This is a genomic window from Neisseria lisongii (assembly GCF_028463985.1).
GTDB lineage: Bacteria > Pseudomonadota > Gammaproteobacteria > Burkholderiales > Neisseriaceae > Neisseria > Neisseria lisongii.
Genome location: NZ_CP116766.1, coordinates 1,931,156 through 1,945,059 on the forward strand (window position 1 = coordinate 1,931,156; position 13,904 = coordinate 1,945,059).

Genomic DNA, 13,904 nt, shown 5'->3' on the forward strand with positions numbered 1-13,904 from the left:
GTTTACGCAAAGATTTGTCAATGTTTGCGGCATTTCTTTACATTGAGATTGGGGATTTGAGCGGTTTGAACATGATGAGGCCGTCTGAAAATCAGGTTTTCAGACGGCCTCATTGTTTGGTTTTTACACAATTCGCCCAAACTGCATTTCATTATTTCTCAGGCGTTGGATATCCCGATGGGGCGGTTCGCCGAAGAAGCGGGCGTATTCTCGGTTGAACTGGCTCGGGCTTTCGTAGCCGACCGCCAAGGATGCCGTGGTTGCGTCTTTGTTTTCCTTGAACATCAAACGGCGGGCGTTTTGCAGGCGTAGCTGTTTTTGGTATTGCAAAGGGCTGGTGCCAGTGATTTTGCGAAAATGTTGTCGCAACGATGACGGGCTGATAAATACCATTTCCGCCAGCTTGTCCATTTCTATTTTTTCAGTGTAATGCTCGTTGAAATAGGCAATCACTTTCGCCACTTTCTGCTCAATCGTGCCTTGCGTCAATACCCGTTTTAGCATAGCGTGATGGTCGCTGGATAATAACCGCACCGCAATTTCTCGCTCAATCAACGGCAATAAGTGCGGTTGCAAATTTGGCGTTTTGAGCAATTTCACCAAGCGGATCAAGGCATCTAACAATTCTTCGTCCGCAGGGAACACCGACAGCGTATCCGACAGGCTGGACATCTTCGGTTGCCACGCAATCTGCTCGTCCAGTTCCCTAAGCATCATTGCATCCAGCTCAATCCGCAGGCTCAAATAAGGCGTGTGCTGGCTGGCGTTCAGCACATTAGACACCACGGGCAGATCCATTGTGGTCAGTGCCGTTTGCCCCTGCTCAATTTGTCGCACGCTGTCGCCAAAATTAAGATGTTGCGAACCTTGCACCACTAAAAACAGGCTTAACGGATAAATGCACGGCATCGGCTGGGTCGTGTGATTTCGCCGACACAGGCTCAATGTGGGAATATCCGTGGTCAAAAAACACCCTTCTTCACGGGTTAAGCTTTCAATCAGCTCGGCAAGTTGGCGAAGTTTGTCGTTATTCATTTTAATCACCCTATTTATCAAATTAGGCAATAATCTGCTCGTTTTAGGCAAATAGTATAGCAGAAACTCGCCTATAATACGCCACATCAAGCAAACATTCTTTCAAAAGGAAAAACAAAATGAGCAAAATTATTTATTCAAACGATCAACAATTTGAGCAAGATGTGATTCAATCCGAGCAACCTGTGTTGGTTGATTTTTATGCTGACTGGTGTCCGCCTTGCCAGATGATCGCCCCGATGTTGGACGAGTTGGCAGAAGATTATGCGGGCAGAGCGAAAGTGGTAAAAATCAACGTGGATCAAAACCCCGAGCTTTCCGCCCGTTACGGCATTCGTAGCATTCCGACCTTAATCACCTTCAAACAAGGTAAACCGCTACAGCAAACCGCAGGGGCAATGCCAAAACCGCAACTTGCATCGCTGATTGAAAAGGCACTGTAATGTTGCAACAAAGCCTTAGCGACATTGAGCAGGCTATCGCCAGTAAACGCCTGAGCCTGCTTTATGTGCAAGCCCCGAATTGTGGCGTGTGTGGCGTGTTCCGCCATCAAGTGGGCGAATTGCTGGAACAAATGCCCGCAGTGAACGGCGTATTTACCGACATCAGCCTTGTGCCGAGTATCGCCAGCCGTTTTCACGTGCTGACCGCCCCTGCGGTGCTGGTGTTCTTTGACAACAAAGAAGTGTACCGCACCGCCCGTTACATCAAAACAGCGGAATTAAAGGCGATGTTGGACGATTATCTGCAACTGATGCAAGATGAAAACAACTTGTCAAATTAGGCAATAATTAGCGTGTTTTAGGCAAGTATTATCCCTAACCCTTATTTATAATAGGCAACCAACAAGGCATGGTGTCTTGTTATCAACAAAAGGAAAAGAAAATGAAACCTTCAGTTAATTTAAATGTTATCGGTGAATTTGGTGCAATCGTTGAAAAAGATTAAAGATTTGAGCCAAGGCAAACTGACTTTAGAAATGAGCAGCCAAAGCAACGGCGGATTGAGCATGAAAACCAGCACGGGCAATACGATTTTAGGCGGTAAAGTGGACAGCAGCCGTGTGGGCAAATTCCAAACCATCGGCGATGAACCGCCATTATTAGACGGTAAAGATTTGGGGCTTTCGCCGATTGAATATCTGCTGCAATCGCTCGCAGGCTGCTACACCGCATCTTTGGCGATTTTAGCCGAGCAAAACGGCATTGAGCTTGACGATATCCGCATCAATTTTGCCGCCGATACCGATTTGGGTGGTGTACTGGGCTTAAACCCTAACGCCCGCAAAGGTGTCAGCCAAATCCGTGCTGATATTCAGCTAAAAAGTGCCACAGCGACCGACGCACAGTTGGATGATTTAATCGTGAAGTTAGAAGCATTTTCACCGCTTTGTGATACTTTGGTGAACGGCACGCAAATTATCACCAAACGGGTATAAACCAAACCGCCGCTGTTTTAGATGGCAAATCTAAAAGGCAATCCGATATTTTCAGACAATTTGGTCGGGTTGCCAAAAGCGGTTTTTAGACGGCTTTTGCTTTAACTGGACTTGTCAGATTAGGCAATAACATACAGAAAAAAAGCCAAAAATAGACGATTTGTTTTTGCCATAATGCAATTTTTCATCATTTGAAAAATTTGAAAAAAAAGGCTCAACCATGAAACTAAAAATCCCGCCGCCTTTGTGGACTTTATTGACCGCTTTGACAATGTGGCTTTTGGCACACATCGCCCCCGATGCCTTTTCGCTACCGTCCGCATCGTGGCTTGCCGCCATCATCGCTGTGGCGGGCGGTTTGATTACCGCCGCCGGTGCAAGGGCATTGTCGCAGGCAAAAACCACGCTCAGCCCGCACCACCCCGACCAAACCACGCAGATTGTCCGCCACGGTATTTTGCGTTTTAGCCGCAATCCGATGTATTTGGGCATGGCGTTATTTTTGACCGCTTGGGCAATATTTTTGGGGCATATGCTGGCATGGCTCGGCGTGGTTGGGTTTATTTGGATTATTACCGTTTTGCAAATTCAACCTGAAGAGCGGCTTTTGGCAGAAAAATTCGGTGCAGACTATGCCGATTACTGTCGCCAAACCCGACGCTGGTTATAGGCTCGATTTTAGGCAATTTAAAAAACTTAACTTTTCATTAGGAGTGTTTTATGAAAAAAATCTTAATCATCAACGGTCATCAATTTTACCCTGTGGTCGCCGAAGGCAAACTCACCCGCTCGTTTATTGAAACCGCCACACAAACCCTTGAAGGCAAAGGCTATCAAGTCAAAACATCGGAAGTAGAAAACTACGATGTGGCGGACGAGCTGGAAAAATTCCAATGGGCGGATGCCGTGATTTTCCAATTTCCAAGTAACTGGATGGGCTTAGCGTGGAAAGCCAAACGCTATATTGACGATGTGTTCAACGCTGGTCGTGGCGGAGTATTGTGCGTGTCCGACGGCAGAAGTCGTAGCAACCCCGATGCCCAATACGGCACGGGTGGACTGATGGGCGACAAACAGTATATGCTCTCAGCAACCTTCAATATGCCGAAAGCATCGCTGGACGATCCGAACCAATACTTGTTTGAAGGCAAAGGTTTAGACGATTTATTATTGCCAATCCACGCCAACTTCCGCTACATCGGTATGCAAAAACTTCCGAGCTTTGCCAGCTATGATGTGTTAAAAAATCCAGACATCGCCCAAGATTTGCAGGATTTTGCCGAACACGTTGCCAAACATATCTAAAAACCGCCCTTTATAAAAAACACGCCGTCTTATTTTCAGATGGCGTTTTGTTTAGAAAAGTAGCGGCAGGTAGGGGGATTAACCGAATACTTTGAGCCGTTCTTCCACCGGTTTGAACGTTTTCTCGCCTGCAGGGGCGGCGATACCGCCGATAACCATTTGCGCACGCAGCGTCCAGTTGGCAGGGATTTGCCATTCTTTGGCAATATCGGCATCAGGTAGCGGATTGTAGTGTTGCAGATTTACGCCGACATCGGCGGCGCTCAAGGTTGTCCACAAAGCATATTGCACCATCGCATCAGCGTGATCCGCCCAAATCGGGAAATTATCGGCGTAGGCGGGGAACTGTTGCTGCAGACCGGCTACGACTTCCTGATCTTCAAAAAAGAGAATGGTGGCAGCGGCGGCTTTGAAGTCGTTGATCCGCTCTTGGGTCGGGGCAAACGATTCGGCGGGAACGATGGCACGCAGGGTGTTTTCGACAAATTGCCACACTTTTTCGTGTTCGTCGCCGAACAACACCACCAGGCGGGTGCTTTGCGAATTGAATGCCGAAGGCGTGTGCAGTAGGGCGTGTTCGACAATTTGCTGCACTTCCTGACGGCTGATCGGCAGTTTTTTATTGAGGGCGTAAATTGAACGGCGGTTTGCGGCAGCGTTCATCAGGGTTTGGTAAGACATCTTAAATCCTTTTTGTGCTTGTTGTTGGAAACCGTGCCGCCTTGTGGGAGGCGGCGGTTTCTGTTTTTGATGTGGAGCGTAAAAAATTACTTGTTTTTGCCGAACGCATGATCCAACGCCCACGAACCGGCACCGGCAGCGGCAATATAAAGGAAGACAAAGCAGAACAAAACGGCAGATTCACCGTGGTTGGCAATCGGGAACAGCGGCGCTTCGGCGGCGTGTGCCATAAAGTAGGCAACCGCCATCTGGCCCGACAAAATAAAGGCAGTCGGGCGGGTAAACAGACCCAAAATCAGCAAAATGCCGCCGACAATTTCCAATACGCCGGCTGCGAAAAAGATACCTTGCGGTGCGCCGCCCATGGAAATCGGAAACTCAAAAAATTTCGCCGTACCGTGCAGCAGAAACAGATAGGCGGTTACGATGCGCAACACGGCGAGTAAAACAGGTTGGAAGCGTTGTAAAGCGTTCATAGGATAAATTCCGATACATAATAATCAATAGCAGGCAGTATAGATAATTCTTTACAGTAGATATATACTGCTTTTATTGATGTAATATTTCCGGATAAGAAAAGATGGACACCCTGTTCAGTTTGAAAGTCTTCCGCAGCGTGGTGCAAAACGGCAGCTTTACCAAAGCAGCGGACCAGTTGGATATTTCTACAGCGATGGCGAGCAAACATGTGCGCCATCTCGAAAATTCGATTAAAGCCAAACTGCTGCACCGCAACAGCCGCAATCTGCATCTGACCGAAGCTGGCGAAGAATATTACCGCCAGTGCAGCTATGCCTTGGATACGCTGGACACAGCGGCGCAAAAAGCAGCGGGCGGCGCAGATACACCGCAGGGTCTGCTGCGGGTAACCATGCCGCTTTGGTTTGCCAATTTCTGCATGAGCGGCTGGCTGGTGGAATATCGGGAACGCTATCCCGAAGTAGAGCTGGATTTGGTGTTGGACAACCGCCATATCGACCTGATTGCCGAAGGTTTCGACTTGGCGCTCAGAGTCTCAAAAACGCTCAATCCCTCGCTGATTGTGAAACCGCTGGCGAAAATCCGCTTTGTCTTAGTCGCCTCGCCCGAATACCTGCAACGCAGCGGTATGCCGACCACCCCCGAAGAAATCATGCGCTGCAACGCCGTGTTGCCGTCCTACACCGACCAGCGCAGCTTGGAAATTACCCGCAACGCCGACGGCAAACGGTCTTTGCTCAACCTGAAATCAGCGGTTCAGACCGACAACACGCTGATGGTGGGCCAACTGATACGGGCGGGCGCAGGCATCGGCTACCAGCCGTTTTGGGTCGTACGCCGAGAGCTGGAAGCGGGCAGTTTGGTGCAACTGTTGCCCGATTACACGCTGGTGTCCGACCAACTGAATGCCGTGTATGTCGATCGGGCGTTTCTGAGCGCAAAAGTGCGCAGCTTTATCGACTTTCTCAGCGAGAAATTCAGCAGCGAGGCGGACGGAACGTAACACGCATATATCAAGGCCGTCTGAAAATTGATTTTCAGACGGCCTGTTTACTATTTTGCAGACAATTTGTTAAACAGTGTGATTACGGTTTATCCACGACACCAATGAAAGCATAACCGGTACTTCAACCAATACGCCGACAACCGTGGCTAATGCCGCACCGGAATGTAAACCGAATAAAGAAATGGCGACGGCAACGGCAAGTTCAAAAAAGTTACTTGTTCCAATCAAGCAGGCAGGTGCGGCGATGTTATGCGGCAGTTTGAGCCATTTAGCCATTAAATTGCCCAAAAAGAAAATACCGTAGGTTTGAACCAGCAAAGGAATAGCAATCAACACAATCACAAGCGGATTTGCCACAATGGTTTGAGCCTGAAATGCAAACAGCAACACCACGGTTAAAATCAAACCCAGTATTGAAAACGGTTTTAATTTTTTGCCAAGCACGGCTAAAGAACGATCTGTTTTTTGGCAAATTTTCCGAGTAGCCGCCCCAGCAATCAATGGCAGCACCACATACAGCAAGGTACTGTAAAACAGCGTGTCGTAAGGAATGGTAATATCACTGACCCCCAGTAAAAAACCGGCAATCGGGGCAAATGCAAAAATCATAATAATGTCATTGACCGATACTTGCACCAACGTATAATTCGGATCGCCTTTTACCAGTTGCGACCACACAAAAACCATCGCCGTACAGGGTGCAACGCCGAGCAAAATCATTCCTGCAATATAGGCTTGAGCGTCATCGGCACCGACCCAATTGGCAAATAAAACACGGAAAAACAGCCAACCGATAAACGCCATCGTAAAAGGCTTGATCAACCAGTTGATAACAACCGTCATCGCCAACCCTTTCGGCTTTTTGCCAATATGTTTGATTGCCGACCAGTCAATCTGGATCATCATCGGATAAATCATCAGCCAAATCAATACCGCCACAGGCAAATTGATATGTGCAATTTCAAGGGTTGCAATTTGTGTGATGATGTGTGGAAACCAAAGCCCCAAGCCAACTCCGGCAACGATTGCCAACGCCACCCAAATACTCAAAAATCGTTCAAAAATACCCATTTATTCTTCCTTTTTTGGGTTTCATGAGGCAACCATTTCCCTATTCTCTTTCACCATACACCGCTTCGGGCGAATGTGTCCGGTGCAGCCGGTACCAGCCGAACAGGCGGGTGAGGCAGAGTAGGGCGGTCAGGGGGAGGCAGAGGGCGGTAATCAGGTAGCGGGGATTGTGGAGGTTGATGGTGTTGTTGCCGGACATCAGGTTCAGAATGGCCCAAAACCATTCCCACACGGCGGGCAGGCTGAACGCCAACACGGCAATCAGGCCGAGGGTGCGGAAAATGCCGATGGGCAGAATTTGCCGACGTAATACGCTGCGGTTGAGCTGCAGCAAAACCGTCAGGCCGAAGCCGATTATCAGGACCATGCCGCCGTTGGAAATAATCTGCAGGCTGTTGAACGCAATTTCCGGCGTGAGCGACGGGCTGTCGGGGGCGGCCGACTGATGCAGGTTCAGGCTTTGATAGACGTTGATACCCAAACCGTAAACCATATCGGCCAGCACCAGCCATACGGGCAGGGAAGTAAGCAGTCGTTTCATCTCGGATTCCAGCGGTCAAAATAGCCTGTTGATGCGGCATTTTAATGGATTTTGGGGTGGCGGGCAAAAGGTTGGCTGCAGCAAGGCCGTCTGAAAACCGTTATTCGGTAGTTTTACTAGAAAATTTGGTTTAAATCATAAATTTCTGTAATTTTACACCTTAAAACAGTCTTTCACGTTAGAATTTATGCCGCAAAACAATACAGACAATACAGAAAAGAAAAGGATTCATCTATGAACGCAGCTCAACGAGACGTTGCCCGCATCAGCCACAATACCAAAATCGTGGTTACTTTGGGGCCGGGCAGCAACGATTTGCAATTATTGGAAGACATGATTCGTGCCGGCGGCCTGAATGTGGTGCGTTTCAATTTCAGCCATGGCACGCCTGAGTTTCACCGTGAAAATGCCAAGCTGGTGCGGGAAGCCGCCCGCCGCTGCGGTCAGGAAATTGCGATTTTGGCGGATTTGCAGGGGCCGAAAATCCGTATCGGCAAAATTGCCGGCGGCAGCATTGAATTGAATCAGGGCGAAAAACTGGTGTTGGACGCTGATTTAAGCGGCGAAGGCACACGGGAAGCGGTGGGTTTGGATTACCGTGATTTGCCCAAAGACGTTGCCGCCGGCGATGTATTGTGGCTTGACGACGGTCTGCTGACCCTGACCGTGGACTCGGTTGTCGGAAGTAAAATTATTACAACCGTTGAAAATTCCTATGTGTTGAAAAGTAATAAAGGTATCAACAAACGGGGCGGCGGCCTGTCCGCCGGTGCGCTGACCGAAAAAGATTTTCGTGATTTGCAGACAGCGGTGGAAATCGGTTGCGACTATTTGGCGGTGAGCTTTGTCAAATCCGGCGAAGATTTGCAGCTTGCCCGCCAAAAAGTGGAAGAAGCGATGGCAGGCAGCAGCCTGATCCGTCCGGGCTTGGTGGCGAAAATCGAACGGGTGGAAGCCATCGAAAATCTAGACGAAATCATCTTGGCTTCAGACGGCATTATGGTCGCCCGCGGCGATTTGGCGGTGGAAGTCGGCCATGCCGCCGTGCCGGCACTGCAAAAACGCATGATCCGCCGTGCAAGAGAATTGCGCCGCTTCAGCATTACCGCCACGCAGATGATGGAAAGCATGATTACCAACCCCGTGCCGACCCGTGCCGAAGTGAGCGATGTGGCCAATGCCGTGCTGGACGGCACCGATGCCGTGATGTGTTCGGCAGAGACCGCCGTCGGTGCCTATCCTTTTGAAACCGTTACCCAAATGGCGAAAATCTGTGCCGAAGCCGAAAAAGAGCAGGATTCTTTAATCGGCGTTGCCGAATATGTCGAAGACTGCGCCGTCAGCACCAATCTGGCGATTGCCTCGGGCGCTGTCAGCGTCGCCCGTGCCGTGCGTGCCAAAGCGATTGTGGCACTCACCGAAAGCGGTTCGACCGCCTTTGAAATCAGCCGCCACAATATCCAACTCCCGATTTTTGCCTTAACTCCGAACGTGGCAGCGCAGCGGAAAATGGCAGCCTACCGCGGCGTGCGGCCGATGATTTTAGCGACCAGCACCAACCACGATAAAGCCATTCAGCAGGTCGAAGCAACCTTGCTTGAACGCAAAATCCTGAATCGGGGCGACCAATACATCATCACCAGCGGCTCGAAAATGCGGGAAACCGGTTCGACCAATACATTGGAAGTGTTGCGGGTGGAGTAAATCTTGTTCCGTCCGGCTATAGTTAAAACACCGAATTTTCCATACAAAAGCAGGCGTAGGTTGAGGTTAGCGAGGCACGAGCGTAACCCAACAAAATATTATGTTTCAAGGTGTTTCCAATCGTGTTGGGTCTCGACCCAACCTACGCCCTGTTTAAAAACCGTATGAATGATTCAGTGGATTAACTATAGATAAAACAGCAAGGCCGTCTGAAAATCCGATTTTCAGACGGCCTTGCCGTATGGTGAAGATGGGAAATTATGTATTTTCACTATATAATGCAGTTTCGGTTTGGCGGCGTATGCCGCCGTTTTTGAGTGCGGGTCTGGCGGAACAGGCGTTTTTATCGGAACGGAGCGGGCATGGAGGCTTTCTTTTCTTCAATTTTCGGGGTAACGGTGGCCGAAATCGGCGACAAAACCCAGCTTCTGGCGCTGTTTCTGGCGGCACGTTATGCCCAGAAAAATGCAGTGGTGATGGGCGTGCTGGTGTCCACGCTGCTCAACCATTTGCTGTCGGCAGCGCTGGGAATGTGGCTGACGCAGGTGGTGTCGCCCGCCATGCTCAAATGGCTGGTCGGCGGCAGTTTTATTGTGGTCGGCTTGTGGCTGCTGTTGCCCGACAAAGACGGCGATCCCGATAATAAATGGTTGAAATACGGCGCATTTACCGCCACGCTGGTGCTGTTTTTCCTTGCCGAAATCGGCGACAAAACCCAAATTGCGACGGTGTTGCTGGCGGCAAAATATCAGGAACTGACGATGGTGGTTGCCGGCAGCGTGATCGGTGTGCTGCTGGCCAATGTGCCGATGGTGTATCTGGGCGAAATGCTGATGAAAAAAATCCCCGCCGCCAAAGTGCGGCTGGCCGCCTGCATACTGTTTTGCCTGCTGGGTCTGCTGACCCTGTTTGGACAAAGCCCGTCTTGGTAAGGCCGTCTGAAAATGAGCGAAGCGAATTTCTGCGAAGCTAAAATGCGTCAAGCAAGTTTTAGCGAAGCTAAAATGCGTGAAACGGATTTCAGCGAAACGAAAATAAGCGGAATGTGGGAAATCCTGTTGCGGCACAAGGATTTCGTCGCCATCAACAAACCAGCCGGTGTAGCGGTTCATCAGGAAGAAGGAGCGGTGAACCTGTCGCAAACGCTGGCGCAGCAGCTCGGCGTGCCGCAGGTGTGGCTGCTGCACCGTTTGGACAAACCGACCAGCGGCGTGTTGCTGTTTGCCCTGAATCGGGAGGCAGCAGGCGTGCTGGCGGCACAGTTTGCCGACAAAACCATGCGCAAAACCTATTGGGCGCTGGGCGATGCCAAGCCGTTGAAAAAACAGGGCTGGGTCAAAGGCAGCATGGTCAAATCCCGCCGCGGCACATGGCGGCTGGCACGCAGCGGCGGCAATCAGGCGGTAACATATTTCAACAGCTTCAGCCTTGCGCCGAAGCTGCGTCTGTTTGTATTGCAGCCGCACACCGGCAAAACCCACCAGCTGCGTGTGGCACTCAAAAGCCTTGGCAGCCCGATTATCGGCGACACGCTCTACGGCGGCACACCCGCCGCCCGAATGTTTCTGCACGCTCGGGAATTGGCATTTTCCCATCAGGGTGAAACCTTTCGCATCACCGCCCCTTTAGATACCGCATGGCCGACGGAATACATTTCCGCAACCTTGGGCGAGGCCGTCTGAAAAAACGGTTTTGGTTTATTTTAGTGGCGCTGAAATTTGCTTCGCTCATTTTAGCTTCGTAGAAATTCGCTGGACTCATTTTCAGACGGCCTTTTCGGCAGTTTCACAATAAATGACAACGCCGCCGAAGTGCCACTATAATAGCCCCTTTTCCCGAACATCTTTAATATAATGAAAATAACCGCTTTCCGTTTGGCCGCCGCCGTTTTATTCGCCGCTGTCTCTGTTTCCGCCCATGCGGCGACCTATATCTGCGAAGTGGACGGGCAGGTACAGTTCACCACGCAAAAACTCAACAGCAGTTGCCGCCCGTCGCACACCGACGGTACGGCGCAGGTTTCAGCCGATGAAGCCGCCAAAGCCGTGCCGGAGCAGGTCGGTTTGAAAGAAGCCCCCGGCGCAGCCGCACCTGAAGTGAGCGACATTAAAATCTTGCCGAAAATCAAGCAGGGTAGTGTAACGAATACGGCGGAAGCCGCCAATCCCAAGCTCAACATCAAACTGCGCAAGGGCGATATGCCCGCAGCGGGAACATCGGCCGCCGATTTGAAATCCGCCAAAGCCCGTGCCGACGAGTTGAACCGCAAAGCCAAAATTATTCCGGCACCGATCATTGCTGCACCGGCCGCCAAACCCAAGCAGCAGCTGACCCGCAAACAGATTCTGCAAAATGAAATCCGTAACGAGCAGACGGCACTGGTGCGGGCAAAGGCGCAACTGAATGTGGCGAAACAGAAAGGCGACCAACAGAAAATCGCCCGCCTGACGCAGGCCGTCAGCGACCGTGAGGCGAATATTCGGGCCATTCAGGGCGAAATCCGCAGATAAAAGCAGTTTGCCGCAACCCGAAAATCAAACAAGCCGTCTGAAAATGCGTTTTTCAGACGGCTTGTTTGATGTTGTTCTGACTATAGTCAATCAACCGAAAAAAATATGACAATATAGTAAATCAACCGAATTTCCAGCACATTCCAAACCCAACGCGCCCGTCATTCCGACGCAAGTCGGAATCCATTTCAGCGGTTTAGGTGGCTGTTTTTTATTTACAATTTCTGAATTTGATAAATAGATTCCGACTTGCGTCGGAATGACGGAGTATTTGAAAATCGTATGGTTTATTAAGTGAATTCACTATACAGCGAGCCACCCTTCCCCTAACCCCTTCCCGCCAGCGGGACGGGGAACGGTGTGTAGCGTGCTTGCCTAAGCAGGCACGTGTTCTTTAAATTCTACATGAATGCCGTCTGAAAATGAGCGTAGCGAGTTTCTGCGCAGCTAAAATCAGATTTTCAAACGGTTTCGACATAAAATGCACAGAACAGGTGCGTGCTTTGGCAAGCACCCTACAAGTGCCGGATTAAATTGTATGGATTATTCAGTGAATCCACTATAAAAATCAGCGTGCCATGCGGTTGATGATTTTTTCGCCTTTGATTTGGTGGATAACCGCCATCACGATGTGGCCGGCCGCCAAGATAAACAGCAGCCATGCCAGTTTGCCGTGCCATTGGTTGCCCAATTCGACCATCCATTCGATTTTTTCGGGTGCTTTGCTCATGATATGAATGCCGAATACCTGCAAATCGTGTTTGTCCGAACCGGCTTGACGGATCATGGCGGCTGCGGGAACGGCGAGCATCAGCAGATACAGGGCGGCGTGGCCGAGTTTGGCCATCAGTGTGCCGGACGGGCGGCGGCTGTGGTTGGCAACGGCCCACAACAGGCGCAGGGCGGCCAAAATCAGTAATATGAAACCGACGGATTTGTGGTATTTCATCAGGCTGAAATAGGCTTCGTCGTAATTCCAAGCGGCGGCGGTGCCGAGCATAAACAGAAAGCCGAGTGCCATTATCCAGTGGAAACAGCGGCTGAGTGTGCCGTAGCGGGCGGAGGTATCGGGTTGCATGGGGAAATTGTCCTTATGGTTTGTGAATGATTTGTGAAGTCGGCGGATTATAAGGACTTTTCGGGTAAAAGGATTTTGGAAAGATTTAAAGTAGGTAAAACAGCGCCGCCGGTTGTCGGAATCAACCGGCGGCGTTTGGATGGCGGGTTTAGGCGGGACGGCAGGTAATCATATAGTTGGTGTCGGTGCTATCGGTCAGCAGATATTGGCGGCTTAAGAGGTTGTAACTCATGCCTTTGCTGTCGATGATGTCCAAACCGGCGCTGCGGCACATGCGGGCGAGTTCGGCGGGGGTGATGAATTTTTGCCAGTCGTGCGTGCCTTTGGGAACGAATTTTAAAATGTGTTCTGCACCGACAATCAGGTGCAGATAGGATTTGGGGTTGCGGTTGATGGTGGAGAAAAACACCATACCGTCGGCTTTGACCAGTTTGGCGCAGGCTCGGACGATGGCGGCGGGGTCGGGGACGTGTTCCAGCATTTCCATGCAGGTAACGACATCGAAGCTGTGCGGCACTTGTTCGGCGAGTTCTTCCACCGGCAGGCAGCGGTATTCGATGTTGGTGATGTTGTGGGTGGCGGCGTGGGCTTGGGCGACCTGCAGCGATTTTTCCGCCATGTCGATGCCGGTAACGCAGGCCGCGCCGTGCCGTGCCATGCTTTCCGCCAAAATGCCGCCGCCGCAGCCGACATCCAAAACCTGTTTGCCCGACAGTTTGCCCAAGCGGTCGATATAGCCCAAGCGCAGCGGGTTGATGTCGTGCAGCGGTTTGAATTCGCCGCTTTTGTCCCACCATTTGTCGGCAATCCGGCTGAATTTGGCGATTTCGTTGTCATCAACGTTGCGGTCGGTCTCGGCGGTCATGGCGTGTCCTGTGTGGATAAAACGGAAAGGCTTATTATATCGGAAAACGGGTGATGTGGTTTTGTTGAAATTTGCCGGTTTATTTTCGTTGCGCTGAAATTTGCTTTGTTTATTTTAGCTTCGCAGAAATTCGCTACGTTCATTTTCAGACGGCATTGATGTGGAATTTAAAGAATACGTGCATGCTAGG

At 50.5% G+C, this 13,904-nt stretch carries 16 protein-coding genes and 1 pseudogene; 10 read left to right on the forward strand and 7 right to left on the reverse strand.

The annotated features are described in order from the left end of the window. Window positions 1–123: 123 nt before the first annotated feature. Window positions 124–1,035 (reverse strand): AraC family transcriptional regulator, encoded by a 912-nt coding sequence (locus PJU73_RS08975; protein WP_237090431.1) that lies wholly within the window; start codon window positions 1,033–1,035, stop codon window positions 124–126. Window positions 1,036–1,151: 116 nt separating this feature from the next. Between PJU73_RS08975 and trxA the strand changes: the two are divergent. The 5 genes and pseudogenes from trxA to PJU73_RS09000 all read left to right on the forward strand — a co-directional run. Continuing rightward, window positions 1,152–1,478 (forward strand): annotated as a pseudogene (gene trxA, locus PJU73_RS08980) (thioredoxin); the annotation flags it as partial. Continuing rightward, window positions 1,478–1,819, forward strand: coding sequence for a thioredoxin family protein (locus tag PJU73_RS08985; protein WP_237090429.1), 342 nt, complete (start codon window positions 1,478–1,480; stop codon window positions 1,817–1,819). The pseudogene trxA and the gene PJU73_RS08985, both read left to right, overlap by 1 nt. A gap of 150 nt (window positions 1,820–1,969) precedes the next feature. After that, entirely contained in the window at window positions 1,970–2,473 is a 504-nt protein-coding gene (locus PJU73_RS08990; RefSeq protein ID WP_237090428.1) for an OsmC family protein, read from the forward strand. Window positions 2,474–2,693: 220 nt separating this feature from the next. Continuing rightward, window positions 2,694–3,143 carry a methyltransferase family protein gene (locus PJU73_RS08995; RefSeq protein ID WP_237090427.1) on the forward strand — a complete coding sequence of 150 codons (450 nt, stop codon included), beginning with the start codon at window positions 2,694–2,696 and terminating at the stop codon, window positions 3,141–3,143. 50 nt (window positions 3,144–3,193) lie between these two features. Continuing rightward, window positions 3,194–3,778, forward strand: a complete 585-nt coding sequence (locus PJU73_RS09000; protein ID WP_237090426.1) for an NAD(P)H-dependent oxidoreductase — start codon at window positions 3,194–3,196, stop codon at window positions 3,776–3,778. 78 nt (window positions 3,779–3,856) lie between these two features. Here the strand turns inward: PJU73_RS09000 and PJU73_RS09005 are convergent, their stop codons facing one another. Next, window positions 3,857–4,459, reverse strand: coding sequence for a nitroreductase family protein (locus tag PJU73_RS09005; RefSeq protein WP_237090425.1), 603 nt, complete (start codon window positions 4,457–4,459; stop codon window positions 3,857–3,859). An 86-nt stretch (window positions 4,460–4,545) separates the two neighbouring features. Beyond that, a complete protein-coding gene (locus PJU73_RS09010; protein ID WP_237090424.1) occupies window positions 4,546–4,935 on the reverse strand; it encodes a DoxX family protein in 390 nt (129 codons plus the stop codon). Window positions 4,936–5,039: 104 nt separating this feature from the next. Between PJU73_RS09010 and PJU73_RS09015 the strand changes: the two genes are divergently transcribed. Then, on the forward strand, window positions 5,040–5,942 hold the full coding sequence (locus tag PJU73_RS09015) for a LysR family transcriptional regulator (protein WP_237090423.1): 903 nt from the start codon (window positions 5,040–5,042) through the stop codon (window positions 5,940–5,942). Between the two features lie 69 nt (window positions 5,943–6,011). Here the strand turns inward: PJU73_RS09015 and arsB are convergent, their stop codons facing one another. Next, on the reverse strand, window positions 6,012–7,016 hold the full coding sequence (gene arsB / locus PJU73_RS09020; protein WP_237090422.1) for an ACR3 family arsenite efflux transporter: 1,005 nt from the start codon (window positions 7,014–7,016) through the stop codon (window positions 6,012–6,014). Between the two features lie 40 nt (window positions 7,017–7,056). Beyond that, window positions 7,057–7,557: a hypothetical protein gene (locus PJU73_RS09025; RefSeq protein ID WP_237090421.1), complete on the reverse strand. Its 501-nt coding sequence runs from the start codon at window positions 7,555–7,557 to the stop codon at window positions 7,057–7,059. Window positions 7,558–7,791: 234 nt separating this feature from the next. On the opposite strand from PJU73_RS09025, the gene pyk reads away from it, so the two are divergent. The 4 genes from pyk to PJU73_RS09045 all read left to right on the forward strand — a co-directional run bounded on the left by pyk (window position 7,792) and on the right by PJU73_RS09045 (window position 11,771). After that, a complete protein-coding gene (gene pyk, locus PJU73_RS09030; protein ID WP_237090420.1) occupies window positions 7,792–9,261 on the forward strand; it encodes a pyruvate kinase in 1,470 nt (489 codons plus the stop codon). Window positions 9,262–9,623: 362 nt separating this feature from the next. Then, window positions 9,624–10,193 carry a TMEM165/GDT1 family protein gene (locus PJU73_RS09035; protein WP_237090419.1) on the forward strand — a complete coding sequence of 190 codons (570 nt, stop codon included), beginning with the start codon at window positions 9,624–9,626 and terminating at the stop codon, window positions 10,191–10,193. A 12-nt stretch (window positions 10,194–10,205) separates the two neighbouring features. Further along, the gene (locus tag PJU73_RS09040) at window positions 10,206–10,943 is read left to right on the forward strand and encodes a TIGR01621 family pseudouridine synthase (protein ID WP_272607242.1); all 738 of its coding nucleotides are present in this window, start codon (window positions 10,206–10,208) and stop codon (window positions 10,941–10,943) included. 171 nt (window positions 10,944–11,114) lie between these two features. Continuing rightward, a complete protein-coding gene (locus PJU73_RS09045) occupies window positions 11,115–11,771 on the forward strand; it encodes a hypothetical protein (RefSeq protein WP_237090418.1) in 657 nt (218 codons plus the stop codon). Between the two features lie 568 nt (window positions 11,772–12,339). On the opposite strand, the gene PJU73_RS09050 is transcribed toward PJU73_RS09045, so the two are convergent. Further along, entirely contained in the window at window positions 12,340–12,849 is a 510-nt protein-coding gene (locus PJU73_RS09050) for a cytochrome b (protein ID WP_237090417.1), read from the reverse strand. Between the two features lie 148 nt (window positions 12,850–12,997). Next, entirely contained in the window at window positions 12,998–13,714 is a 717-nt protein-coding gene (ubiG, locus tag PJU73_RS09055) for a bifunctional 2-polyprenyl-6-hydroxyphenol methylase/3-demethylubiquinol 3-O-methyltransferase UbiG (RefSeq protein WP_237090416.1), read from the reverse strand. Between the last annotated feature and the right edge of the window lie 190 nt (window positions 13,715–13,904).

Bases quoted from the DNA above. Each gene is read 5' to 3' on its own strand.
- PJU73_RS08975 (WP_237090431.1), bottom strand. From the start codon at position 1,035: ATGAATAACGACAAACTTCGCCAACTTGCCGAGCTGATTGAAAGCTTA.
- PJU73_RS08985 (WP_237090429.1), top strand. From the start codon at position 1,478: ATGTTGCAACAAAGCCTTAGCGACATTGAGCAGGCTATCGCCAGTAAA.
- PJU73_RS08995 (WP_237090427.1), top strand. From the start codon at position 2,694: ATGAAACTAAAAATCCCGCCGCCTTTGTGGACTTTATTGACCGCTTTG.
- PJU73_RS09000 (WP_237090426.1), top strand. From the start codon at position 3,194: ATGAAAAAAATCTTAATCATCAACGGTCATCAATTTTACCCTGTGGTC.
- PJU73_RS09005 (WP_237090425.1), bottom strand. From the start codon at position 4,459: ATGTCTTACCAAACCCTGATGAACGCTGCCGCAAACCGCCGTTCAATT.
- PJU73_RS09010 (WP_237090424.1), bottom strand. From the start codon at position 4,935: ATGAACGCTTTACAACGCTTCCAACCTGTTTTACTCGCCGTGTTGCGC.
- PJU73_RS09015 (WP_237090423.1), top strand. From the start codon at position 5,040: ATGGACACCCTGTTCAGTTTGAAAGTCTTCCGCAGCGTGGTGCAAAAC.
- arsB (WP_237090422.1), bottom strand. From the start codon at position 7,016: ATGGGTATTTTTGAACGATTTTTGAGTATTTGGGTGGCGTTGGCAATC.
- PJU73_RS09025 (WP_237090421.1), bottom strand. From the start codon at position 7,557: ATGAAACGACTGCTTACTTCCCTGCCCGTATGGCTGGTGCTGGCCGAT.
- pyk (WP_237090420.1), top strand. From the start codon at position 7,792: ATGAACGCAGCTCAACGAGACGTTGCCCGCATCAGCCACAATACCAAA.
- PJU73_RS09035 (WP_237090419.1), top strand. From the start codon at position 9,624: ATGGAGGCTTTCTTTTCTTCAATTTTCGGGGTAACGGTGGCCGAAATC.
- PJU73_RS09040 (WP_272607242.1), top strand. From the start codon at position 10,206: ATGAGCGAAGCGAATTTCTGCGAAGCTAAAATGCGTCAAGCAAGTTTT.
- PJU73_RS09045 (WP_237090418.1), top strand. From the start codon at position 11,115: ATGAAAATAACCGCTTTCCGTTTGGCCGCCGCCGTTTTATTCGCCGCT.
- PJU73_RS09050 (WP_237090417.1), bottom strand. From the start codon at position 12,849: ATGCAACCCGATACCTCCGCCCGCTACGGCACACTCAGCCGCTGTTTC.
- ubiG (WP_237090416.1), bottom strand. From the start codon at position 13,714: ATGACCGCCGAGACCGACCGCAACGTTGATGACAACGAAATCGCCAAA.